The 23,227-nt window shown below is 63.1% G+C and carries 20 protein-coding genes; 10 read left to right on the top strand and 10 right to left on the bottom strand.

Annotated elements, in window-relative coordinates; genetic code table 11:
• Nucleotides 1-55 precede the first annotated feature (55 nt).
• From NKJ91_RS08920 to mtnK, 6 genes are all read right to left on the bottom strand, one after another.
• Nucleotides 56-526: a nuclear transport factor 2 family protein gene (locus NKJ91_RS08920; protein WP_352455232.1), complete on the bottom strand. Its 471-nt coding sequence runs from the start codon at nucleotides 524-526 to the stop codon at nucleotides 56-58.
• A 71-nt stretch (nucleotides 527-597) separates the two neighbouring features.
• On the bottom strand, nucleotides 598-1,584 hold the full coding sequence (locus NKJ91_RS08915) for an FAD binding domain-containing protein (protein ID WP_352455230.1): 987 nt from the start codon (nucleotides 1,582-1,584) through the stop codon (nucleotides 598-600).
• Nucleotides 1,585-1,587: 3 nt separating this feature from the next.
• A complete protein-coding gene (locus NKJ91_RS08910; RefSeq protein ID WP_023676008.1) occupies nucleotides 1,588-2,247 on the bottom strand; it encodes a 2Fe-2S iron-sulfur cluster-binding protein in 660 nt (219 codons plus the stop codon).
• Nucleotides 2,248-2,377: 130 nt separating this feature from the next.
• Complete coding sequence (locus NKJ91_RS08905) at nucleotides 2,378-3,262, bottom strand: helix-turn-helix domain-containing protein (RefSeq protein WP_352455229.1); 885 nt, start codon at nucleotides 3,260-3,262, stop codon at nucleotides 2,378-2,380.
• A gap of 182 nt (nucleotides 3,263-3,444) precedes the next feature.
• The gene (gene mtnA, locus NKJ91_RS08900) at nucleotides 3,445-4,539 is read right to left on the bottom strand and encodes an S-methyl-5-thioribose-1-phosphate isomerase (RefSeq protein WP_352455228.1); all 1,095 of its coding nucleotides are present in this window, start codon (nucleotides 4,537-4,539) and stop codon (nucleotides 3,445-3,447) included.
• Complete coding sequence (gene mtnK, locus NKJ91_RS08895; protein WP_352455227.1) at nucleotides 4,536-5,807, bottom strand: S-methyl-5-thioribose kinase; 1,272 nt, start codon at nucleotides 5,805-5,807, stop codon at nucleotides 4,536-4,538. The genes mtnA and mtnK overlap by 4 nt, the downstream gene beginning before the upstream one ends.
• A gap of 135 nt (nucleotides 5,808-5,942) precedes the next feature.
• On the opposite strand from mtnK, the gene NKJ91_RS08890 reads away from it, so the two are divergent.
• The 3 genes from NKJ91_RS08890 (at nucleotide 5,943) to NKJ91_RS08880 (ending at nucleotide 9,636) form a co-directional block, all read left to right on the top strand.
• Nucleotides 5,943-7,454 carry a sugar ABC transporter ATP-binding protein gene (locus tag NKJ91_RS08890; protein ID WP_352455226.1) on the top strand — a complete coding sequence of 504 codons (1,512 nt, stop codon included), beginning with the start codon at nucleotides 5,943-5,945 and terminating at the stop codon, nucleotides 7,452-7,454.
• Between the two features lie 83 nt (nucleotides 7,455-7,537).
• Nucleotides 7,538-8,533 carry an ABC transporter permease gene (locus NKJ91_RS08885; protein WP_023676003.1) on the top strand — a complete coding sequence of 332 codons (996 nt, stop codon included), beginning with the start codon at nucleotides 7,538-7,540 and terminating at the stop codon, nucleotides 8,531-8,533.
• A gap of 47 nt (nucleotides 8,534-8,580) precedes the next feature.
• Nucleotides 8,581-9,636, top strand: coding sequence for a substrate-binding domain-containing protein (locus NKJ91_RS08880; protein ID WP_352455225.1), 1,056 nt, complete (start codon nucleotides 8,581-8,583; stop codon nucleotides 9,634-9,636).
• A gap of 68 nt (nucleotides 9,637-9,704) precedes the next feature.
• Here the strand turns inward: NKJ91_RS08880 and NKJ91_RS08875 are convergent, their stop codons facing one another.
• The gene (locus tag NKJ91_RS08875; protein ID WP_352455224.1) at nucleotides 9,705-11,759 is read right to left on the bottom strand and encodes a bifunctional aldolase/short-chain dehydrogenase; all 2,055 of its coding nucleotides are present in this window, start codon (nucleotides 11,757-11,759) and stop codon (nucleotides 9,705-9,707) included.
• A gap of 85 nt (nucleotides 11,760-11,844) precedes the next feature.
• Entirely contained in the window at nucleotides 11,845-12,810 is a 966-nt protein-coding gene (locus tag NKJ91_RS08870; protein WP_352455223.1) for a sugar-binding transcriptional regulator, read from the bottom strand.
• Nucleotides 12,811-12,956: 146 nt separating this feature from the next.
• On the opposite strand from NKJ91_RS08870, the gene NKJ91_RS08865 reads away from it, so the two are divergent.
• The 6 genes from NKJ91_RS08865 to NKJ91_RS08840 all read left to right on the top strand — a co-directional run bounded on the left by NKJ91_RS08865 (nucleotide 12,957) and on the right by NKJ91_RS08840 (nucleotide 20,664).
• Complete coding sequence (locus NKJ91_RS08865; protein WP_352453248.1) at nucleotides 12,957-13,202, top strand: type II toxin-antitoxin system ParD family antitoxin; 246 nt, start codon at nucleotides 12,957-12,959, stop codon at nucleotides 13,200-13,202.
• A 2-nt stretch (nucleotides 13,203-13,204) separates the two neighbouring features.
• Nucleotides 13,205-13,534, top strand: coding sequence for a type II toxin-antitoxin system RelE/ParE family toxin (locus NKJ91_RS08860; protein WP_352455222.1), 330 nt, complete (start codon nucleotides 13,205-13,207; stop codon nucleotides 13,532-13,534).
• A gap of 89 nt (nucleotides 13,535-13,623) precedes the next feature.
• Complete coding sequence (locus NKJ91_RS08855; protein ID WP_352455221.1) at nucleotides 13,624-15,264, top strand: acyl-CoA synthetase; 1,641 nt, start codon at nucleotides 13,624-13,626, stop codon at nucleotides 15,262-15,264.
• A 237-nt stretch (nucleotides 15,265-15,501) separates the two neighbouring features.
• Nucleotides 15,502-16,110, top strand: a complete 609-nt coding sequence (locus NKJ91_RS08850; RefSeq protein ID WP_352455220.1) for a TetR/AcrR family transcriptional regulator — start codon at nucleotides 15,502-15,504, stop codon at nucleotides 16,108-16,110.
• Nucleotides 16,111-16,172: 62 nt separating this feature from the next.
• On the top strand, nucleotides 16,173-17,321 hold the full coding sequence (locus tag NKJ91_RS08845; protein ID WP_352455219.1) for an efflux RND transporter periplasmic adaptor subunit: 1,149 nt from the start codon (nucleotides 16,173-16,175) through the stop codon (nucleotides 17,319-17,321).
• 208 nt (nucleotides 17,322-17,529) lie between these two features.
• Entirely contained in the window at nucleotides 17,530-20,664 is a 3,135-nt protein-coding gene (locus NKJ91_RS08840) for an efflux RND transporter permease subunit (RefSeq protein ID WP_352455218.1), read from the top strand.
• A 58-nt stretch (nucleotides 20,665-20,722) separates the two neighbouring features.
• Here NKJ91_RS08840 and NKJ91_RS08835 read toward each other — a convergent pair whose 3' ends face one another.
• Together NKJ91_RS08835 and NKJ91_RS08830 are read right to left on the bottom strand one after the other, a co-directional pair.
• A complete protein-coding gene (locus NKJ91_RS08835) occupies nucleotides 20,723-21,181 on the bottom strand; it encodes a helix-turn-helix domain-containing protein (RefSeq protein WP_352455217.1) in 459 nt (152 codons plus the stop codon).
• Complete coding sequence (locus tag NKJ91_RS08830; protein WP_352455216.1) at nucleotides 21,174-21,545, bottom strand: DUF4258 domain-containing protein; 372 nt, start codon at nucleotides 21,543-21,545, stop codon at nucleotides 21,174-21,176. Before NKJ91_RS08830 ends, NKJ91_RS08835 begins: the two co-directional genes overlap by 8 nt.
• Before the next feature lie 177 nt (nucleotides 21,546-21,722).
• Between NKJ91_RS08830 and NKJ91_RS08825 the strand changes: the two genes are divergently transcribed.
• Nucleotides 21,723-23,216 carry an aldehyde dehydrogenase family protein gene (locus NKJ91_RS08825; protein WP_352455215.1) on the top strand — a complete coding sequence of 498 codons (1,494 nt, stop codon included), beginning with the start codon at nucleotides 21,723-21,725 and terminating at the stop codon, nucleotides 23,214-23,216.
• The last annotated feature ends 11 nt before the right edge of the window (nucleotides 23,217-23,227 follow it).

Raw genomic sequence — 23,227 nt, 5'->3', positions numbered from 1 at the left:
CCGCGACGACGCCTCTTCTTCGCACCTTCATGTTCGTCGCGCGGCGGGCCGGAGCTCATGCGGCGATCTCGCCGAAATACTCGCGAAACTCGACCAGCCTCCCTGTTGGGCCGGCTCGCATGAAGATCGCATGCAGGCCAGTGTAGGGCGCGCCACCGATTGTCCCGCTCCCGCGGTCGCAGACGATGACCCAGTCGGCGGCGAAGAGCTTGAGATCGACGGTCGATTTCGTGATCCTGTTTCCCTGCGCCTGATACGCGGCGGTCCAGGCTGCGAGTGCCCGCTTGCCTTCCGGTGGTCCGTGTCGGCCTCGTTGCTCGCCGACAGGGAATTGGAAGGTCATCGTCTCATCGCAACAATCAAGGAATGCCGTCCAGTCGCCAGAGGCCCAGCCGGCAAAGAAGGCGTCGACGGCGGCCTCGAGCCCGTGACGAGCTCCCGGATCGGATGTGGCGCCCCAGGCTGTGGCGGCAGAGACGAGAAAGCCGCCACCCGCGGCGGCAACGGCGCGTCGCGTGAGTTTCATATCGATCTCCTGCTCGGCGCCTGCATCTGGGAACCGCTGTTCGGGGTCGTCGTCTCTGTCATCGTGTCACCTCACGCACTCTCGACGGCAGCAGCGAGCGTGTGCCGCATCGTCCGTTTCGCCAGCGGGATCTTGAAATCATTGCCGCCATGCCCGACGGCTCCGGCGAGCGCGGCTTCGGCGGCGTCGCTAAAGGCGCCGTCGGATGCCGCCGCTCCTGCGAGCGTCCGCTCCGCCTCCGTCGCGCGCCATGGCTTGGCTGCCACGCCGCCCATAGCGATCCGAGCGCTTCGGATACGGTCGCCGCTTTTCTCGACGATTGCTGCCACCGACACCAGCGCGAAGACGTAGGAAGCACGGTCGCGCACCTTGCGGTAAAGCTGCCGGCCGGGTGGCGGCGGCGGCAGGGCAACCGCGACGACTATTTCGCCGTGGCCGAGCACGGTCTCCACCTGGGGCGTCGCCTCGGGCAATCGATGGAAATCGCCGATCGGGATCGTGCGGGTCTCGCCGCCGGGCGAGACGGTCTCAATCCTGGCGTCGAGCCCGGACATGGCGACCGCCATGTCAGAAGGATGGACCGCGATGCAGGCTTCGCTCGCGCCGAGTACGGCGTGCATGCGATTGAAGCCCTGAAGTGCCGCGCAGCCCGAACCCGGCTGGCGCTTGTTGCAGGGCATGTTGCGGTCGTAGAAATAGGGGCAGCGCGTGCGCTGCAGGAGATTGCCGCTGGTCGAGGCCTTGTTGCGTATCTGTCCGGACGCTCCCGCCAGCAGCGCTTGCGTGAGCATCGGGTAGCGCGACCTTACCCGCGGGTCGGCGGCGAGATTGCTATTGCGGACCTGGGCGCCGACCCGAAGCCCGCCTTCCGCCGTCTCCTCGATCCGATCAAGCGGCAGCCGGCTGATGTCGACGAGATGCGCTGGGCGCTCGATCTCGAGCTTCATCAGGTCGAGCAGGTTGGTGCCGCCGCTGATGAACTTGGCGTCCGGCCGGGCCGCAACTGCGGCCGCCGCCTGCTCAGCACTCGTCGCACGTTCATAAGTGAAGGACTGCATTGCTCATGCCTCCTCTGCCGCGTCGCGGATTGCAGCGACAATGTTCGGATAGGCGGCGCAACGGCAGATGTTGCCGCTCATCCGCTCGCGGATCTCGGCATCGGTGAGAGCGACGGAAGCCGCTGCCACGTCGGCGCTCGCATGGCTTGGCCAGCCGGCCCGCGCCTCGCCCAGCATGCCAACCGCCGAGCAGATCTGGCCTGGCGTACAGTAGCCGCACTGGAAACCGTCGCGGGCGACGAAGGCGGCCTGGACCGGATGCAGCCGGTCACCCTCGGCAAGGCCCTCGACCGTGGTGATCTCGTCGCCTTGATGCATTGCGGCAAGCGTCAGGCAGGAATTGATCCGGCGCCCATCGACGAGCACCGTGCATGCGCCGCACTGGCCGTGGTCGCAGCCCTTCTTCGAGCCGGTGAGGCCGAGATGGTTGCGCAGGGCGTCGAGCAGCGTCGTCCGCGGGTCGAGCTCGATGGCAAGATCCTTCGCGTTGATCCGTAACGACATCGTCATCGTCGGTAGCGGTGAGGACGACGCAGCCGCCGTGACGGTCTCGGCCGGCTCGGCGTCAACCGGTAGTCCGGTAGCCAGGAGCACCCCGGTCGCAACACCGCCTTCCAATACCATCCGACGCGTCGGCCCGCTCCTGTTGTCCGTTTTGGCCATGCATGATCTCCCAGTCGCAATGAAGCGCAGACGGCAACTTGACCCGAGCGAACCCTCGGGTTCTGTCACCCAACGACACCGGAGGTGGGAGTGCGGGCGGCGGCTTTCTTTCAAGAAACCGGCGGCACTATCAGGATTCTGGAGAAGAATTCACCCGATAGGCACGAGGCGTCATGCCCCTCAGACGTCGGAAGGTCGTGGTGAAGTGGCTCTGGCTTGAGAAGCCGAGCCGAAAGGCAATGACACCGATCGACAAACCCGTTTCGCGCAGCAGCGCCTCCGCTCGCCGCACCCGTTCCTCGATCACATAGGCGTAGGGTGCAAGGCCGGTCGTCGCCTTGAAGCGACGCGCAAAACTGTCGACGGCCATGCCCGCGGCGGCTGCCAGCTCGCTTAGCGAAATGTCGGAATTCATATGGGCATCGATGTAATCCCGAACGCGACCAAGTGCCCGGCGGCTGAGACAGCCGTGACGTACAAACCGCGGTTGCTCCCGGCTCAGGTTGGCCACGCGGAGACTGACGAGGGCGACCAGATGCTCGACATAGGCAGTGTCTGGCTTGTGGCCGAGTGCCATCTCGTCACGAAGCGAACTCAGCAGCGTGGCGACGACCGCGTCTTTCTTGTTTACCAGTATAGGCAGGTTCCTCAGGCGTTCGCATCCGGGAAGCCCGATATCGGGATCGATCCACAGGGCTGAATAGGCGAGGTTTACATCGCGATAGAAGCCCTGTCGTTCCGCGCCTGCCGGGACGAAGGTGAGGGCTCCGGGACGGTCCATTCCGTCGTAAAGGGATCGTGCCTCGTGCCGGATGGATGTATGGGACGTGCCGCCTTCTTCGGTCAGCACGATCAGATGATGAGGGGCTGTCCAGCGGAGCTCCGCCTCCCGGCACGCCCACCGCCGGTTGTCGAAGACGATCGAGGAGCTGACCCATGACGCGGTTTGCAGGGGCTCCGACTTCTCGTCCTGGCTCCGAACCCGTCCGTCACCAAGCAATGGTCTGAATGACATCGCGGTATCCCGCTGGTTCACTCGCCGAGCCGTGGGCAACCCCGGCTTCGAGCGTTGGGCGCCGCCCCGCCGCTACGCATACGGCCGTCCATGTGGGACAGGCAACGGGCGTTTTTAACCGTGCCGTGTTCAAGAAATCGTGAGATCAGGCAAATCCGGAGCGCCCTCTCGGCAAAGCGGATTCATCCGCGCTCGGGAAACATCGCCCTCAGGCCTTCGCGCGAGGCCGTAGCGACACCGCGTTCGGTGATCAAGCCGGTGACCAGCCGCGCCGGCGTCACGTCGAAGGCCGGATTGGCCGCCGGCGTGGCTTCCGGCGATACGCGGACCTGGGCGATCTCGCCGGAAGCGGTCTTGCCCCAGACCAGTGAGACCTCGTCGGGCGAGCGCTGTTCGATCGGGATGTCGGCCAGCCCGTCGCCCACGGTCCAGTCGATCGTCGGCGACGGCAGCGCGACATAGAACGGCACGTCGTTGTCGTCGGCGGCGAGCGCCTTGAGATAGGTACCGATCTTATTGCAGACATCGCCGTCGGCGGTGGTCCTGTCGGTGCCGACGACGACCATGTCGATCTGGCCGCGCTGCATCAGATGGCCGCCGGCATTGTCGACGATCAGCGTATGCGGCACGCCGTGGCCGGCCATCTCCCAGGCGGTCAATTGGGCACCCTGGTTGCGGGGTCGTGTTTCGTCGACATAGACATGGACTGGAATGCCGGCTTCCGTCGCCAGATAGATCGGCGCGGTGGCGGTGCCGTAGTCGACCGTGGCCAGCCACCCGGCGTTGCAGTGGGTCAGGATATTGACCGGTTCGCCCGGTTGCTTGCGCGCCGCGATCGCCTTGATGATTTCGAGCCCATGGGCGCCGATGGCGCGGTTGAGGCCGACATCCTCGTCGGCGATCTCGCCGGCACGCCGATAGGCAGCCGCGGCACGTTCTGCCAGGGGAAGCGTCAGCAGGAAGCGCTGCATTTCGTTCAGCGCCCAGCGCAAATTGATCGCCGTCGGGCGCGTTTCGTGCAAGGTTGCCCAGACGGCGTCGAGTGCTGCATCCGACGGATCGTCGGCCATCTGCATGGCGACGCCATAGGCCGCGGTGACGCCGATCAGCGGCGCCCCGCGCACCCACATGTCGCGGATTGCCGTGGCGATGCCGGCGACGGTATCGATCTTTTCGATGCGGAAATCATGCGGCAGCCAGCGCTGGTCGATGATCTCCACCGAACGCCCGTCGTCACTCGGCCAGATGGTGCGGTAGTGGCGGTCGCCGACGTTCAAATCCTGCTCTCCCGTTCGATCAGCGCGGCCAACCGGTTGACCTCGTCGATGCTGTGGATCTGGCGCCGGTTGACGGCAAGGTGACGGCCGAATTTCAGCGCCTTTGCCTCACATCTGGCGCGCAGATCCGGATCGGCAATGGTCTCGAAATCGGCATTGTGGGCAAGGCCGAGAATTCGCCGGTGAACCTCGACGCCGGCAAAGCCGAGCAGATCGGTCCAGATCGAATGCAGCATGTAGTCTAGCGCCTGCTCGGCGCCAAGCCTGTCGCCCTGATCTTCGAACAGGCTCTTCTGGTAGAGCATGCCGGTACGCTCGGTTCGCCACAGATGCGAGAACTCGGCGCGAAACACCGACCATGTCTCGACCGTAACGCCGAGCAGATAGTCACGCATGGCGTCGCGGCTTCCGTCCTGTTCATGGCCGCGCTGCGAGAAGAACGCCATCCAGAAATTGGCGAGCAGCATGCCGACGTCGAAGGCGATCGGCCCGTAGAAAGCGAATTCGGGGTCGATCATCCGCGTTTCGGTGTCGGTGACCATGATCGAGCCGGAATGCAGGTCGCCATGCAGCAGCGTCTCGGCATTGGCAGCGAAGATGTGCTTCATGCGCTGCGCCTCGACCTTGAGGTCGCGGTCGGCGCGCAGCTCGGCGACAATGCCATCGAGCTGCGGGCTGGTGTGCCGGTTCATCTTGGCATCGAAATACGGATCCGAGAAAACCAGGTTCTCGGTGATGTCGCAGAGTTCGACATTGTCGGCGAACAGTGCCAGATCGGCCTTGCGGTCCTTGGTCGCCATATGCAGGTCGGAGCCGCGAAACAACGTGCGGGCCATGAACAAGCCGATGTCTGTCGCGATGTTGGGCAATTGCCGGCCTTCGATCAGCGCCCGCCGCAGGATAATGTGCGGCGACAGATACTCCATGATGATCAGCGCCTGGCCTTCGTCGAAGTGATAGATATCGGGCACCGAACCCGGCGCCCGCGCCTGTTGCCGCGTCAGCGCATGGTATTCGAAGAAGGAGCGTTTTAGCGGCAGCGGCCAGCTGTCGCCGACCAGCCGGACGTAGGGCAGGGCCTGCTTGACGACGGCCGCACCCTCAGCACCCTCGACGATGAACACCAGGTTCAGATTGCCGTCGCCGACTTCACGAACCTTCCACTGGCTCGTATCCTTGCCGATCTGCGAACACAGGGGCTCGTTGGCACCGAGACGGTCCGCCAGTGTCTCGACCGACAATGCTTCGAACGGCGATTTCCCAGTCATCCTCACCTCCCGCTCATGTGCTCCGATGATAGCGGAGCCAACGCGGTCGGGCCAAGCTAGGAAGCCTGCTGGCAATTGTCAATCGTGTTGACAATTGCCGATATAGCCCATAGCGTCATGGTCAGGGAGGAACGAATGGGCAATGATGCCGTGTTCCGCGTCGACGGCCTGAGGAAATCCTTTGGCCATATCGAGGTGCTTGGCGGCGTCTCGCTCGAATTGCATGCCGGCGAAGTGACCGTGCTGATGGGCGCCAACGGCGCCGGCAAATCCACCCTCGTCAAGATCATCAGTGGCGTCTACGACCATGGCGGCGGCTCGATGTCGCTTGCCGGTCACGAGTTCGACCCGAAAACACCGGCGGAGGCGATCCGCGCCGGCGTCGTCACCGTCCACCAGAACATCAATGACGGTGTCGTCGCCGACCTTGACGTCGCCACCAATCTTACCCTCGACAGGTTGAGCGGCAGCGGCGTGCCGACCCTGTTTAATCCAGGCCGGGTGCGTCGCGAGGCAAAGGCGGTGGCCGACCGCATGGGACTGGCCATCGACCTCAAGGCCCGGATCAGCGATCTCTCTCTGGCCGACCGCCAGATGGTGGCGATCGCCCGCGCCATGGCGCACCGGCCGAAAGTGCTGATCCTCGACGAGCCGACTTCCTCGCTGTCCAGCGCCGAGGCCGACCGGCTGTTCGCATTGCTCGACCGGCTTCGCCAGCAAGGCGTGGCCATCCTCTACATTTCGCACCGTATGTCTGACATCAGGCGGCTTGCCGATCGCATCATTTCGATGCGCGATGGGGTCATCTCAGGCATCTTCGACAAGAAGCCGCTGGATTACGAAGGTGCGGTCAACGCCATGCTCGGCCGTAAGATCCAGCTCGAGCGGATCGTCGCCAGGAATTCGGCCAAAGCAATTTTCACTGCCGACGCGCTGCGGATTGCTGAAGGCGCCAGGCCGATCTCGCTGACGCTCGGCGACGGCGAGGTCGTTGCCATCACCGGCCTCGTCGGCGTCGGCAAGACCGCGCTCGCCGAGACGCTGTTCGGCCTGCGCCAGCCGCTGGGCGGGACCATGATGCTGAACGGGAAACCCTATGCGCCGGCATCGACCGGCGAAGCGATTGCCGCCGGTGTGTTTCTCGTCGCCAAGGACCGGGGCGAAAACGGCATCGTCGGCGACTTCAACGTCCAGGAGAATATCAGCCTGCCGTTCCACAGGCGCATGTCGCGTCTCGGCGTCCTCAAGCGCCGTATCGAACGCGCCATTGCTCGCCAGCAGATCCAGGAGTTGGGCATCGTCTGTCGCTCCGAGAGGGACGAGATGGCGTCGCTTTCCGGTGGCAATCAGCAGAAGGTGATGGTCGCCCGCTGGATGTCGCAGGCGGCAAGGCTTTTCATCCTCGACGAGCCGTTTCAAGGTGTGGACATCTCGGCCAGACGCGATATCGCCGCCAAGCTGCGGACCAGCGCCCACGGCCGCGCGACGCTGCTGTTCGTCACCGAACTCGACGAAGCCCTGGAGACGGCCGATCGCATCCTGGTGATGTCGGAGCAGACGATCGTCGGCGAGCACCGCAATACCGATGTCGATCTCGAGCGTCTGCTGGCCGAAGTGGCGGGCGGGCCTTTGCACAGCGCAGCCTGAGAGCGGGAAGACGATGAGAATTGGAATGGAGAGGGCATGAATTCGGGTCGGATAAAGACGGTGCCAGCGTGCGGGAGCGCTGAATGATCCTGCGCGACAATGCTATTCGCTACGGCTTCATCGTTCTGTTGTTCGGGCTGATCGCCTATTTCGCTGTTGCCGCCGATGGTTTCGTCTCGCCGCAAAGCGCCGTCTTCATCTTCCAGTCGGTCGCCATCACCGGTGTTCTGGCGCTCGGCGTCACCGCCACGCTGGTCGTCGGCGGCTTCGACCTGTCGATCGGCTCTGTCGCCACCAGCGCCATGATGGCGGCTGCCTATGTCATGGTGGTGCTGGGGCAGAACGCCGTCGTGGCGGTCGTCGTCTGTCTTGTGATCGGCGCCGTCGTCGGCCTGATCAATGGCTGGCTGATCGTCTATATGCGGGTTCCGGACCTTTTGGCGACGCTCGGCATGATGTTCCTGCTTGTCGGCCTGCAGCGCATACCGACCGAGGGCCGTTCGATCGCCACTGGCATGACCATGCCCGACGGCTCGGTCGCCAACGGCAGTTTCGGCGCCGCGTTCCTGGCGCTTGGCCGCCATCGCTTCGATTTCTTCATCCCGAACCTCATTCCGGTGTCGGTCGTCGTCCTGCTCGTGCTGGCGGTGCTGATCTGGTTCTTTCTCGAATACACGCGTTTCGGGCGCATGATGTATGCGGTCGGCAGCAACGAACGCGCCGCAGAACTCGCCGGCGCGCCTGTCAAGGCATACAAAATCTGGGCCTATGTGATTTCGGGAGTTTTTGCCTCGATCGGCGGCATTTTGCTCGCTGCCCGGCTTGGACGCGGCGACATCGCCTCGGGTAATAATCTGTTGCTCGACGCGGTGGCTGCGGCACTCATCGGTTACGCGGTTCTCGGCGCCGCCAAGCCGAACGCCTTCGGCACGGCTGTCGGCGCGGTGTTTGTCGGCGTGCTGTTGCAGGGCCTGACGATGATGAACGCGCCTTACTACACGCAGGATTTCGTCAAGGGCGTGGTTCTCGTGGTCGCCCTTGTCTTTACCTTCGCCCTTTCCGGCAGGGGCAGGAGATAGGGGTTCGACCGGGTCACATTTTGGGTTCAACAAGTGGAGGAAACGACGTGAACATCACAAGAAGGCTTTTAGGGAAGGCAGCGCTCGGGCTTGCCGGCGCAACATTGCTTATGCAGTTGCCGGCGATGGCGCAGGACAGGCCGGCGCCGTTCGACAAGCCGGGCGCCGTCAAGATAGCGCTGGTCCGCTATCTCTCGACTGGCGACTTCTTCCAGGCGTATCTGTCCGGCGTCGAGGCGCAGGCCAAGGCACTCGGTGTCGACCTGCGCGTGCTCGACAGCCGTCAGGACGCGGCGCTTCAGGCGGACATGGTCGACCAGGCTATTGCGCTCGGCGTCCAGGGCATCATCATCCAGCACGGACTGACGGAATCGATGAAGGACGCCGCCCAGCGCGCGGTCGACGCCGGCATCAAGGTCGTCGCCTTCGACGTCAATGTCGAAAACCCCAAGATCCCGCAGATCGAGCAATCCGACCGCGACCTCGCCCGCCTGGCGCTCGAACAGGCGGTCAAGGACAATGGCGAGAGCTGGAAGGCCGGCTATGTCTATGTCGCCGGCATCGCGCCGCTCGATCGCCGCAACGAGACCTGGGTCGAATTCAAGAAGAAATATTCGGGCATCAACGAAGCCGCCATGTTCGGCACGCTCGACAATCCGATCGCCAATTCGGTCGCCAACCAGGCCCGTTCGGTGCTATCGGCCCATCCCGACATCAAGGTGATGTTCGCGCCCTACGACGAATTCGCCAAGGGCGTGAAGATCGCCGTCGACGAGGCCGGGCTGAACAAGGACATCAAGATCTATTCGGCCGACATCTCGACCTCGGATATCGCCGCGATGCGCGAGCCGGACAGCGCCTGGGCGGCAACCGCCGCCACCAACCCGGCCGTCGTCGGCCAGGTCTCGGTGCGTGCGCTGGCGCAGCTCTTGGCCGGCGAGGATCCCGGCCACAACGTCATCGTGCCGCCGACGCTGATCACCCAGAAGGATCTGCTCGACAAGGACATCAAGAACATGGAGGACCTCTCGGCCAAGCTGCCGCAATTCGCCCATGCCGATGTCGCGATGCCGACCTGGATGCCGAACCCGAACGCGAAGTAGTCTTTCGCTATAGGCAAAGGAAAAGAGCGGCTCGCGGGCCGCTCTTTTTGTTGGTCCGGTGTTTAGATCTACCGCAGCGCCGCCGCGATGTTGCCGCCATCGACCGTCGTCACATCGGCGGTGGTCCGCTCGGCCAGCGCCTGATGCAGGAAGGCTTGGGCGACGTCTTCTGCCGTCACTTCCTGGCCGAGCAGGTTGCCGGACATGTACTCCTTCTCCGACACGCCGCGTGCGCCCGAGCGGCTGGCGATCATGGCATCGGTCAACAGCCCCGAACGGATGCGGTCGGCGTTGACGGCATTGGAGCGGATGCCATGGGCGCCGTAGTCGAGCGCATATTGCCTGGACAAAAACAACGTTGCCGCCTTGGGAATGCCATAGGCGCCGAACTTCGGCCCCGGATTGACCGCCTGCTTGGAGGTGTTGAACAACAGCACGCCGCCGGTGCCCTGTTCGAGCATGATGCGCACGGCATTCTGCGCCGCCGACTGATGGGCGAAGAAATTGAGTTCGAAGCTTTTGCGCAAGGTGGCGTCGTCGAGCTCGCCGATCCGGCCCTCCCAGGCAGCACCGGCATTGGACACGAGAATGTCGAGGCCGCCGTAGACGTCGACCGCTTTGTCGAAGGCGGCGCGCATCTGCGCCGGATCGGTGATGTCGGCGCCAATGCCGATCGAACCGTTGCCGGCTTTTTTTGCCGCCTCGGCAGCCCTTGACGCATCGAGATCGACGACGACCGCATGGGCACCGTTGTCGGCGAACAGCTTTGCCGTGGCAGCACCGATCGCGCCGGCGCCGCCGGTGACCAGCACCACCTGGCCGGTCAGCGGCTTCGGCTTGTTGGCGGCGAGCTTGGCCTGTTCCAGCGACCAGTATTCGAGCGGGAACAGGTCGCTTTTGGAGAGCGGGCGGAAATCGCCGACGGCTTCGGCGCCGCGTACCGCCTCGATCCACATTTCGCCGACGTCGGAGGCGATCTTCGCATCCTTGAGCGTGCGGCCGTGGCCGAACATGCCGAGGCCGGGCACCAGCGTCAGCCGCGGCATCGGGTCGAGCATGGTGCGCTTCACGTCGTCGAGCGCATCATTGGTTTCGAAATAGGCGCGATAGTCCTTGGCGAATTTCTCGACATGCTGGCGGATGACGGATTTGTAGTCGCCGACCTTGTCCGCGTCGGGCGCCGGCAGTGCCATCGGTCCGGTTTTGATGCGGATCGACAGGTCAGGTGTCGACACGCCGCGCCCGGCATAGTCGGCAATTTTTGCCGAATTGATGAAATCGACGATCGCATCCGAGGTGCGGAAATCGCTGATCATCCGATCGAAGCGGCCTTCGCCGCGTGCCACCGCCACCGCGCCGCGCAGCATCGGCGCAATCTCCGCAGGCTTCGCCAGCCTGGCCGGCAGTGCCACTTTTTCGGTGCGCGGCTTGCCGTTTCCGGCGATGAAATCCTCGGCGACGTTCACATAATGGATCATCCGGTCATAGGCCTGCCTGGCATCGTCGCCGAAGGTGAAGATGCCGTGCTTGTCTAGGATCAGGCCTTCGACCGTCGGATCGGCGTCGAATACATCGGCGGCCGCCTTGGCCAGATCGAAGCCCGGCATGATGTAAGGCACGAAGCCCATCTTTTCGCCGAACACCTTCCGGCTCAGCGCCTCGCTGTCCTCCTGGTCGACGATGGCCAGGATCGCCGTCGAATGCGTGTGGTCGACGAATTTGTGCGGCAGGAAGGCGTGCAGCAGCGTCTCGACCGACGGATTGGGCGAGGACGGATCGATGAGGTTCGCCCGCTGCAGCGCGACCATGTCCTCGTCGGAGAGCTTCTTGAGCGACCGCGCCTTCAACAGCGCGCCGAGCTTGACCGCCGGCAGGCCCTGCGGCTCGATGACGCCCATGTCCCAGCCGCTGCCCTTGACGCAGAGCACGTCCCATTCGTCGCCGACAAGGTCGGTGGCCCTGGTCTTGCACGAGGTGTTGCCGCCGCCATGCAGGACGAGCCGCGGCTCGCCGCCCAGCAGCCTGGTCGTATAGACGCGCAGCGCCAGATCGCGGGCCACACCCTTCTTTGCATAGTCGGCGACCAGCTTCTCCGCCTCGCCGTCATTCCACAGGTTCTTCATGTCAGCTTCGTCCGATTTCTCTCTTGTTGTGAACAGGAATACCGCGACGCCTTGATGACAATGCGTCGGCGGCTGAAACTAGGTATCAGGCGACCTTTTCTGCTGCCGCTCCGGCATGGTCGAGCAGCCGCCGCGCCATGCGCGCGCCGACGACGAGATGGGTGCAGAGCCCGCCGGCGATCGCCGCGACGAGCGGTTCGAACTTGCTCTCTTCCTGCACCACCACAAGGCGCTTTCCGATCTGGCGCAGCGATGACAGCTCTGCCGAAATCAGCCGGCGGTTGTAGCTGCAGTCGAGCGCCTGGCCTTCGGTATCGATGATCTGCCCGGCGATGACGCCGGCCGCACCCGCCTTGCGCAATACAGCCATTTCGCTTGGCGTCAGCGCGCCGCATTTGACCAGATGGCTGTCGGTGTCCACCGAGCCGACCGAATACAGCGCCAGGTCGCATTCGCCGATGCCCGACAATTGCTCGCGGATCACCGGCTCGGCGCGCAGGCCGCGTGCCAGTTCTTCCGTCGTCAGCACCAGCGGCGCATAGAAATTCAGCCCCTTGGCGTTGAGCCGGCGCGCGATTTCCATCGTGCATTGGTCCGGCCGGTACGAATAGGGGGCGCCCAGATTGCCGCAGAGCTGCACCACGGTGACGTCCTGCAGATCGGCATAGGACATGATGTCGGCGATCGTGTAGATGGTCCGTCCCCAGGCGACGCCGATGCGGTCGCCCTTCCTGACCAACTCGAGAAAGACGCTTGCCGCCAGCACCGCGATGTCGGTCGAGGGGTCGGCGACATAGCCGTTTTCCGGCGCGATCCAGACGGCGTCGAGCTTCAGCGCGTCTTCCAGCTTGCGCGCCAGCACGTCGTTGGTGAAAAGCTGAGTCGAGGTCGAGATGTTGACGATGCCGGTCTCGCGCGCCTTGCGCAGATACATCGCCACCGAGGCACGGGAAATCTTGAGCTGGCTGGCCACCTGGTCCTGGCGCAGGCCGTGTGCATAGTAAAGCCAGGCGGCCTTGTGGATAAGCTGTTCTGTCGGTCGGATCGCCATGCCATCTCCTCGCTGACATTATTCACGGCTCTCGACAAAAGTCAAACCTTAGGCTGCGCACCTAATCCGACACCTAGCATTCTGGATGTCAGTAATTGCGCATTTGTTGTTATCTCGGTACGATAAACCAATCAGGAGGTCCGACAATGAACGTGTCATTGGGAGAGCGTTGGGAAACCTTTGTTTCCAACATCGTCAAGCGCGGCCGCTACGGTTCTGCCAGCGAAGTCGTGCGCGAGGGCCTGCGCCTTGTCGAAGAGCGCGAGGAAAAGCTGAAGGCGCTCCGTGCCATGGTGGACAAGTCGTTTGCTGAAGGCGGCGAAGCCACCGAGCAGGATATTGACGCCGCCTTGGAAGCCAAGGCCAAGCAGCTCGCAAGGGAAGGCTTTTAGGAGTGCCACGGCTGCGCATGTTGCCGTCGGTACAAGCAGATTTGGTCAATATCCTTGAATACATCACTCGTGAAAGCGGCAGCCTGTTGGTTGGCGGGCGTTTTGCGGATGCTCTGCGCCAGAAATGCCGTGATCTGGCGAGCTTGCCGGCGACGATTGGTCGTGCTCGTCCCGAACTCCGGCCGGACGTCCGAAGTTTCGCTTTCAGGGGATACGTGATTTTCTTCCGCTATAATGGCGACTTTTTCGAAGTGGCGAATATCGTGGAAGGGCATCGGGACATCGACGCTTTGTGGCCGGAGGGTGAGGGCGGGGAGGGGCGTCCCAAGTAATGAGCGAAGTGTGTGATGGCGGTGCACGAATCCAGTACGCGCTCAGGATCTGATGGTAAGAAGGCTCGACCAGACATTCGGAGGACGGGATGGGCAATCCCTACGAACAGGATCTCGACAGGAATCCGGCCAACCACCAGCCGCTGACGCCGCTGACCTATTTCGAGCGGGCGGCAAAGACCTTTCCCGACCAGATCGCCATCATCCATGGCCGCCAGCGCACGACCTATCGCGATTTCTGGAAGCGCTCGCTGAGGCTTGCCTCGGCGCTGGCGAAGCGCGGTATCGGCAAGGGCGACACCATCACCGTCATGCTGTCCAACACACCGCCGATGCTGGAAGCGCATTTCGGCGTGCCGATGACCAGGGCGGTGCTCCATTCGCTCAACACCCGCCTCGACGCCGCCGTCATTGCCTTCCAGCTCGACCATGCCGAAAGCAAGGTGCTGATCGTCGACCGCGAATTCGCCGGCGTGGTTCGGCAAGCGCTGACCCTGGCCAAGGTCAGGCCGCTGCTGATCGATTACGACGATCCCGACTATGCCGCCGATGCGCCCTATGCCAAGGGCGAGCGGATCGGCACGCTGGACTATGAGGCGTTTGTCGCCGACGGCGACGAGGATTTCGCCTGGTCGATGCCGGACGATGAATGGGATGCCATTTCGCTCAACTACACCTCCGGCACGACAGGCAATCCGAAGGGCGTCGTCTGTCACCATCGCGGCGCGGCACTGATGGCCTATGCCAACACCATCCATGCCGGGATGGGCAAGCACCCGGTCTATCTGTGGACGTTGCCGATGTTCCACTGCAACGGCTGGTGCTTTCCCTGGACGCTTGCCGTGCAGGCCGGCACGCATGTCTGCCTGCGCTGGGTGCGGCCGAAGCCGATCTACGACGCCATCGCCGATCACGGCGTCACCCATCTGTGCGGTGCACCCATCGTCATGTCGGTGCTGATCAACGCCAGGGACGAGGACAAGCGGCAATTCCCGCAGACCGTCACCTTCAATACCGCCGCGGCGCCGCCGCCTGAGGCGGTGCTGTCGGGCATGGCCGATGCGGGCTTTGCCGTCACCCATCTCTACGGCCTGACCGAAACCTATGGCCCGGCCGTCGTCAATGAATGGCATGGCGAGTGGGACCGGCTGGAGAAAGGGGCGAGGGCGGCGAAGAAGGCCAGGCAAGGCGTACGCTATGCCGCGCTCGAAGGCCTGACGGTGATGGACCCGCAGACGATGCAAGAGACGCCGGCCGACGGCGAGACGATCGGCGAGGTGATGTTCCGCGGCAACATCGTCATGAAGGGCTATCTCAGGAACCGCAAGGCGAGCGACGAGGCCTTTGCCGGCGGCTGGTTCCATTCGGGCGACCTCGGCGTCATGCACCCGGACGGCTACATCCAGCTCAAGGACCGTTCCAAGGACATCATCATCTCCGGCGGCGAAAACATCTCCTCGATCGAGGTCGAGGAGGCGCTCTACAAGCATCCCGCCGTCGCTTCTTGCGGCGTTGTCGCCCGATCCGACGACAAATGGGGCGAGGTGCCGGTCGCCTATGTCGAGTTGAAGCCGGGCAAGGCGGCGACCGAGGCGGAGGTAATCGAGCACTGCCGCGCGCTGCTCGCCCGCTTCAAGGTGCCGAAAGCGGTGATCTTCGCGGAAATCCCGAAGACTTCGACGGGCAAGATCCAGAAGTTCCGGCTGCGGGAGATGGCAAAGCAGCCTTAGGGCCTGATCCGAAAACGGAACCGATTTCGGAAAGCATCTTTTCAAGATCCTTCGCAAACAAACACGGGGCGGCGTTGCAGGCGCGCCCGGCGGAAACCACATGCGTTTCATGGGCCAACTCCGTCCAGGGATGTCACCATCTGTCATCAGCAGCCAAAATCGAGCCTTGACAGATGATGGTTTTCAATTTACGAGTGACGAAATTCTAAATTCGTCAGTCGTAAATTGGCCAACGAGATGCTTGAAACCCTAGACACCACCGCCGATTCCGCCCGCCAGGAAAATGTCACGCGCATCCTGGATTGCGCGGAGCGATTGTTTCGCCACTACGGCTACGGCAAGACCAACGTCGCCGACATTGCGCGCGAACTCGGCATGTCGACCGCCAACATCTATCGCTTCTTCGCCTCCAAGGTGGAAATCCACCAGGCGGTTTGCGGCCGTATGCTCGAGACCTGCTACCGGTTGACCTACGAAGCCTGCCATGGCCCCGGCACCGCCAGCGAAAAGCTCCGCCGCTACGTGCATACGCACTACCAGTGGACGCTCGAGACCATGATCGACCAGGAGAAGGTGCACGAGATGGTCATCGTCGCCATCGAGCGAGACTGGCACGTCATCGAAAAGCACATCGACAGCATCCATGAACTGGTCGCGGAAGTGATCCGCGAGGGAATCGCTACCGGCGAGTTCATCGATCAGGATCCGGTGATCGCTTCCCGGTGTTTCGGCGCTGCCATTATCAGCCTCTCTCATCCGCAGATAATGGCCCAGTGCCTCGCCAAGAAGAACCGGGCGACGCCGGACGAGCTTACCGAGTTTGCCATCAGAGCCTTGAAGAAATGACCATTGCCGCCCGTCGGGCGGTGATGTCGGCAATTCATCTCCACAGTTCGGGAGTACGAAAAGTGTCTTTGTCCAAGTCCATCACCTACAGGCGACCGGCCGCCGGCCTGGCATTGATTGTCGTTGCCGCTCTCGGCCTCGCCGGCTGCTCGCAGGAGAAAGCCGAGGTCACCGAGATCATCCGCCCGGTCAAGGTGGTCGAGATCGCCAAGGCGAGCGATACCCGTCAGCTTTCCTATTCCGGATCGGTGCGTGCCCGCACCGAGATGAATCTCGGCTTTCGCATCAACGGCAAGATCACCGAGCGCCTTGTCGACATCGGTGACCGCGTCAAGCCGGGCGACGTTCTCGCCCGCATCGATCCCACCGACTACGAGCTCTCGGTGAGAAGCTCTCAGGCCAGCCTCGATGCTGCCGACCGTCAGGTCGAGACAGTCGAGCTTACGCGCAAGCGGGCCGAACAGCTCTATGCCAAGAATTTCGCGCCGAAGTCGCAGCTCGAGCAGGCGACGCTCGCCTATAATCAGGCGGTCGCCACGCGAGACTCCGCCCGCTCGCAGCTTGCCCAGGCACAGAACCAGGTCCGCTATACCGATCTCAAGGCGGACAAGAACGGCATCGTCACATCAGTTGCCGCCGATGTCGGCCAGGTGGTCGGCTCCGGCACGCCGGTGGTGACCGTTGCCATCGACGGCGAGAAGGAAGTCCTGATCGCTGTTCCGGAAACCGATATCGCCGAATTCAAGCCGGGCAAGACCGTCAAGGCTGGCTTCTGGTCCGATGAGGCGCTGACGCTCGACGGCAAGGTCCGCGAAGTCGCCGGCAGCGCCGATCCGCAGTCGCGCACCTTTGCCGTTCGCGTCAGCCTGCCCAACGATCCTCGCGTGCTGCTAGGCATGACCGCCTCCATCGAAGCCGCGGCGGACAACCGGCAGCAACTGGTGTCGATCCCGCTGGCCGCGTTGGCGCAAAAGGACAGCCAATCGATCGTCTGGACAGTCGACCGCAACGGCGGGACCGTCCATGCGCATCCGGTCAAGGTCGCCGCCTTCACCCCCGACGGCGTCAGTGTCGCCGATGGGCTGAAGCCGGGCGACGTCGTCGTCGCCGCCGGCACGCAGTTCATGACCGAGAATCTGAAAGTCAAGCTGACCGGTGATGCAGCGCAACAGTCGGCGTCGGCCGATGACGCTGCAAGGCGCTTGCGCTGACGGCCAGGCAATTCACGGTTTCCGGGCGGCAGGCGCCCCCGATTTTCGAGATCTCAGGTCGATGTAACCCCCACGTCGATCCTCGCGTCCCACCGCGATGTAGATCTCTCAACTCGGAAAGCCACGCCGCCCGGAAGCCCACATCGGAAGTTCCTTGGGCATGCGAAAGCGCGTGCTCTGTTGATCAAATTGAAACGGACTGACGCCGATGACCATCGACACCAATGAAAAGCGGTCTTTCAATCTTTCGCGCTGGGCAATCGGCCATCCGAGCATTGCCCGCTTCCTGTTCGGGCTGATCATCGTCGCCGGTGCGCTCGGCCTGATGCGCATGGGCCAGAAGGAAGACCCCGATTTCACCTTCCGCGTCATGGTCGTCCAGGCGATCTGGCCAGGCTCCTCGATCAAGGAGATGGAGGACCAGGTCGTCAACAAGATCGAGCGCAAGCTGCAGGAAACGCCGCACCTCGATTTCGTCCGCTCCTACACCCGCGCCGGCAGCGCCATCATCACCTTGCAGGTCAAGGGCGACACCAATCCGGCGCAGGTCGCCGATGCTTTCTATCAGGTGCGCAAGAAGGTCGGCGATATCGCCAATGAGCTGCCGCAGGGGCTGCTCGGGCCCTACTTCAATGACGAATTCGGCGACACGTTCATCACCCTGCATTCGATCAGCGGCGACGGCTACAGCTATCCCGAGCTGAAGAAATTCGCCATCCAGGCGCGTGACATGCTGCTGACGACGCCCGGTGTCGAGAAGGCCGTGATCATCGGCGACCAGCCGGAAAAACTCTACATCGACGTTTCATCCAAGGCGCTTGCCGAACGTGGCCTGACGTTGACCGACCTGCAGAATGCGATCCGAGGCCAGAACAATGTCGACCCGGCAGGTTCGGTCGACACCGGCCAGCGTTCGGTGCGCATTTCGGTCGAGGGCGATGTCACCAGGGCGGCCGACATCCGCGAGCTTCGCCTGCGCGCCGGGAACCAGGTGACGCGCCTCGGCGACATCGCCACCGTGACCTCGGGCCTCGAGGATCCGTACCAGCGCAAGTACCGTTTCAACGGACACGACAGCGTCCAGCTCGGCGTCGTCATGGCCAAGGGCTTCAACGTCACCGACGTCGGCAAGGACGTCGAAGCGACCTATAAGCGCTTCGAAGAGGCGCTGCCCTATGGCGTTTCGGTCGATCAGATTTCCGACCAGCCGCATGTCGTGAAGGAGGCTGTGAGCGAGTTCATGGAAGCGCTCGGCGAAGCGCTGCTGATCGTGCTTTTCGTATCGTTCCTGTCGATCGGCTGGCGCTCGGGCCTGGTGATCGCGATCGTCATTCCGCTGGTCCTGGCCGCCACCTTCGCCATCATGTACGAGCTCGGCATCGACCTGCAGCGCATTTCGCTGGGCGCGCTGATCATCGCTCTTGGGCTCTTGGTCGACGACGCGATGATCGTCGTCGAAATGATGGAGCGAAAACTAGAGGAAGGCTTGGTCAAGGTCGAGGCGGCGAGCTTCGCCTACTCCTCGACCGCTTTCCCGATGCTGACCGGCACGCTGATCACGACGGCAGGCTTCATCCCCGTCGGGTTCGCTGCCTCGACCGCCGGCGAATATGTGCGCACCCTGTTTTACGTCGTCGGCATCGCGCTGATCGTGTCCTGGTTCGCGGCGGTCTATTTCACGCCATGGCTCGGCCACATGATCCTGAAGCAGCGCAAGCACGCCGGCAACCATCACGATGTCTTCGACACGCGCTTCTACCGCCGTCTTCGCTCGACCGTGGCATGGGCGGTGCGCCATCGCATCATCGTGCTGGTGATGACGCTGATGACCTTTGCCACCAGCCTGTGGGCGTTCCAGTTCATCCCGCAGAATTTCTTCCCGCAGTCGTCGCGCCCGGAAATCCTTGTCGACCTCTGGCTGCCGGAAGGCACCAGCATCAAGGAAGTCGAGACGCAGGCCAAGGCGCTCGAAGTCAGGATGATGGACGACAAGGACAAGCGCTTCATCGCCACCTATATCGGCGAAGGCGCGCCGCGTTTCTTCCTGCCGCTCGACCAGCAGCTTCGCAATCCGAACTTCGCCCAGCTTCTGGTGATGGCCAATGACGAACCCGCCCGCGAGCGGCTGATCGTCAAGCTGCGCACCATCCTGGCCGAGGATTTCCCGTCGATCCGCGCCAAGGTCGATCGCCTGTTCCTCGGCCCGCCGACCGGCTGGCCGGTGCAGATGCGCGTCATGGGTCCGGATCGCCAGGAGGTGCGCCGCATCGCCGACGAGGTGAAGGCGAAGTTCCAGGCAAATCCGCTGCTCGGCGCCATCCACGACGACTGGCTGGAGCCGGTGCCGGCGATGAAACTGGTGATCGACCAGGATCGCGCCCGTGCGCTCGGCGTCACCTCGCAGCGCATCCGCCAGATACTGCAGGCGACCATGTCGGGAGCGCCGCTCGATGACTTCCGCGACGGCGAGGAGACGGTTTCGATCGTCGCCCGTGAGCCGGAGGCAAGCCGTCACCTGCTGTCGGCGGTCGACTCCGTCTACATTCCGACCGATTTCGGTGGCTCCGTGCCGCTGTCGCAGGTCGCCAAGATCGTCCCGGTGCTGGAGCAAGGCGTCGAATGGCGGCGCGACCGCTTGCCGACCATCAGCGTACGCGCCACGCTTCCGGATGGCGTGCAGTCGAACGATGTCGCCATGAAGATGTACAGCGACATGCAGGGCCTGCGCGCCAGCCTCGCCCCCGGCTACAAGATCGAGATCCAGGGCGGCGCCGAGGATGCGGCCGAAAGCCAAGCCTCGATTGCGGCGAAAGCGCCGATCATGTTGGCCGTCATCGTCGTGCTGCTGATGATCCAGCTGCAGCATTTCGGCAAGGCCATGCTGGTGCTGGCGACCGGTCCGCTCGGCATCATCGGCGCGGCGGCGGCACTTTTGATCAGCGGCGCGCCGTTCGGCTTCGTCGCCATCCTCGGTGTCATCGCCCTGCTCGGCATCATCATGCGCAACTCGATCATCCTGGTCGATCAGATCGATCAGGACATCGCCGCCGGCGTAGAGCGTTCCGAGGCCATCATCGGCTCGGCGGTGCGCCGGTTCCGGCCTATCGTGCTGACGGCGCTGACGGCGGTGCTGGCGCTGATCCCGATCTCGCGCGGCGTCTTCTGGGGGCCGCTCGCCTACGCCATGATGGGCGGCATTCTCGTCGCCACGGTGCTGACCATCCTTGTCCTGCCGGCAGCCTATGCGCTGTTCTTCGGCAGGGAGCCCAAGAAGGTGGTGGAGCAGCCGGCCGAGACGGAAGAAAAGAACGAAAGGCCGCAACTGGCCCTGGCGGCCGAATAGCGGTCGAGCGAACGTCTTCCATAGATAACCCCGCCGAGGCGGGGTTATCAGGGTCGGGTCAGGCCGCAATCAGTTCGTACGGCCGAGCATCGTTATTCATTTTCTGTATTTTGATCGGTTGCTCGTCCGCGGTAGGAACGCTCCGACGCGACAACTCATCGATTCCCGCGTCAACAGGGAGCCCCAGCTTTTCGATTGCCAAACGACGCACCAGGGCCTCAGCCGAGCTGTCAATGTCGATTTCGTTGCGCTCCCATCGGCCAATCGACTGCTTGTCACGGTGGACCATGGCGGCCAATTCAGCTTGGGTCAGACCCATTTCGGAGCGCAGGAAACGAAGCTCGTCCCCGCTCATGCCCTTGGCATGGCTTACGATCCCAAGCGCGATTACTTGATGCAGTTCATTCACAGCAGGAATCGTGATGATGTCGTCGCCATCGTCATCCACCTCAACGGCGATGCCTTCGATGTAAACGTTGAGCAGACCGCTTTCTGTGTAGTGGTGTGCGTTATTCATCAGCTTCAACTCCAATTATCGAGCCCGCTTTTCGCTCGAACTCATCGATCCACATGACCGAAATAACTTTGACGAGACATCCGTTCTTGGAAGGGATGATAACGACCCCGATGGATCGACTCCCGCTGTTCGGTGTCTTGCACTCGACGCGATAACGGAAATGACCCGGCCGGGTTGCGGGCACAGGTGGTTGGTACACATTTCCAAACTTGAGCGCATGCAGTACATCAGACATGATCAAGCCGCGTTCGGAAAGCCGATCCTGCGCATGCAGCTTGTACGAGATGTTTAGTTTCTGATTTCTCGCGATAGATCGTATTTCAATCGTCGCACGGCCGGCATCCCAAGGTTGCGTGGTCGTCACAAATCCCCCTTCTATGGCATTCCTTCCGGTGCTTCATCTATCATGGTGATACCTACAAAAGTGCTGAACGTCAATAAACAAGCGGCATGCCATTGACGCCCGTTGGGTGGTGACAAATTCGCTACCGAACACAGGACGACACCGCTATTAAGACTAGCGCGTGGTTGGAGGACAGTCATGACCATAGCTCAGACAAAGGCACCGCTGCGGCTGCCGATCGACGGGCGCCATCGCCGGATGTTCATCGGCGGCGGCTGGGTCGATGCCCGCTCCGGTCGGACCACGGAGAGCCGCAATCCCGCCACCGGCGCGGTCATCGCCACGGTGCCGCGCGCCGACCGCCAGGACATCGACTTGGCGGTGACTGCTGCGCGCAAGGCGTTCGAGGGCCCGTGGAGCCGGTTCAAACCTTACGAGCGGCAGGTGCTGCTGCTGAGAATCGCCGACCTCTTCGAAAAGCACTGGGAAGAGATCAGCCGCTCCGACACCACCGACATGGGCATGCCGATCATACGCACCCGCGCCAATCGCAACCGCGTCATCGGCATGCTGCGCTACTATGCCGGCATGGCGACGGCGCTGCACGGCGAGACGATCGACAACTCGCTGCCCGGCGAAATCGTCTCTTTCACCCGCAAGGAGCCGGTCGGCGTCGTCGGCGCCATCATTCCCTGGAACGCGCCAACGGCGGCGTCGATCTGGAAGATCGGCCCGGCGCTGGCGACCGGCTGCACTATCGTGCTGAAACCATCGGAAGAGGCGCCGCTGACGCCGCTTTTGATCGCCGACATCATGAACGAGGCCGGCGTTCCGGAAGGCGTCGTCAACATCGTCACCGGCACCGGCACCGAGGCAGGTGCCGCACTCGCCGAGCATATGGGCGTCGACAAGGTCGTCTTCACCGGCTCGACGGCGACCGGCCAGTCGATCGTGCAGGCCTCGGCCGGCAACCTCAAGCGCGTCTCCCTGGAGCTCGGCGGCAAGTCGCCTGTCATCGTCTGCGCCGATGCCGATCTCGACAAGGCGGTGCCGGTGGCGGCGATGTCGGTGTTCGCCAATTCCGGCCAGATCTGCATCGCCGGTTCTCGCCTTTTCGTCGAACGCGCCGTCCATGACGAGTTCGTCGAGCGGCTCGCGGCACACGCCAAGGGTCTCAGGGTCGGCGACGGCATCGACCCGGCGACCGAGATCGGTCCGCTCGTCTCCGAAAAGCAGCTGCAACGGGTCACCGGTTACCTCGAGGCCGCCACCGCGGAAGGGGCGAAACTCGTCACCGGAGGCACCCGGCTTGTGGAAGGCGCGCTTGCCGCCGGCAATTTCGTCGCGCCGACCGTCTTTGCCGGCGTCTCGGACGACATGAAGATCGCCCGTGAGGAGATATTCGGGCCGGTGATTTCAGCCTTGCCGTTCGATACGCTGGACGAGGCGGTCGAGCGGGCCAACAACACGCCTTACGGCCTGGCTGCAGGGGTCTTCACCCAAAATCTCGCCACCGCCCACCAGCTGTCGCGCAAGATCCGCGCCGGCTCGGTCTGGGTCAATACCTATCACGCGATCGATCCGGCCGTGCCCTTCGGCGGCTACAAGATGAGCGGCTACGGCCGCGAGGGCGGCGCCGAGCACCTCGCCGAGTATCTCAACACCAAGGGCGTGTTCATCAAGATCGACTGATCGGTCCGCCG

The organism is Mesorhizobium sp. M0040, from assembly GCF_040323505.1.
In the GTDB taxonomy this organism is placed as follows: domain Bacteria; phylum Pseudomonadota; class Alphaproteobacteria; order Rhizobiales; family Rhizobiaceae; genus Mesorhizobium.
The sequence above is the reverse complement of the archived record's forward strand: the minus strand, read 5'-3'. Positions and strand labels throughout refer to the sequence as shown.

Coding starts and splice junctions, on each gene's coding strand:
- NKJ91_RS08875 (WP_352455224.1), bottom strand. CDS start 11,759: ATGAAGAACCTGTGGAATGACGGCGAGGCGGAGAAGCTGGTCGCCGAC.
- NKJ91_RS08870 (WP_352455223.1), bottom strand. CDS start 12,810: ATGGCGATCCGACCGACAGAACAGCTTATCCACAAGGCCGCCTGGCTT.
- NKJ91_RS08890 (WP_352455226.1), top strand. CDS start 5,943: ATGGGCAATGATGCCGTGTTCCGCGTCGACGGCCTGAGGAAATCCTTT.
- NKJ91_RS08825 (WP_352455215.1), top strand. CDS start 21,723: ATGACCATAGCTCAGACAAAGGCACCGCTGCGGCTGCCGATCGACGGG.
- NKJ91_RS08840 (WP_352455218.1), top strand. CDS start 17,530: ATGACCATCGACACCAATGAAAAGCGGTCTTTCAATCTTTCGCGCTGG.
- NKJ91_RS08850 (WP_352455220.1), top strand. CDS start 15,502: ATGCTTGAAACCCTAGACACCACCGCCGATTCCGCCCGCCAGGAAAAT.
- NKJ91_RS08855 (WP_352455221.1), top strand. CDS start 13,624: ATGGGCAATCCCTACGAACAGGATCTCGACAGGAATCCGGCCAACCAC.
- NKJ91_RS08885 (WP_023676003.1), top strand. CDS start 7,538: ATGATCCTGCGCGACAATGCTATTCGCTACGGCTTCATCGTTCTGTTG.
- NKJ91_RS08910 (WP_023676008.1), bottom strand. CDS start 2,247: ATGGCCAAAACGGACAACAGGAGCGGGCCGACGCGTCGGATGGTATTG.
- mtnK (WP_352455227.1), bottom strand. CDS start 5,807: ATGACTGGGAAATCGCCGTTCGAAGCATTGTCGGTCGAGACACTGGCG.
- NKJ91_RS08835 (WP_352455217.1), bottom strand. CDS start 21,181: ATGAATAACGCACACCACTACACAGAAAGCGGTCTGCTCAACGTTTAC.
- NKJ91_RS08865 (WP_352453248.1), top strand. CDS start 12,957: ATGAACGTGTCATTGGGAGAGCGTTGGGAAACCTTTGTTTCCAACATC.
- NKJ91_RS08920 (WP_352455232.1), bottom strand. CDS start 526: ATGAAACTCACGCGACGCGCCGTTGCCGCCGCGGGTGGCGGCTTTCTC.
- NKJ91_RS08915 (WP_352455230.1), bottom strand. CDS start 1,584: ATGCAGTCCTTCACTTATGAACGTGCGACGAGTGCTGAGCAGGCGGCG.
- NKJ91_RS08905 (WP_352455229.1), bottom strand. CDS start 3,262: ATGTCATTCAGACCATTGCTTGGTGACGGACGGGTTCGGAGCCAGGAC.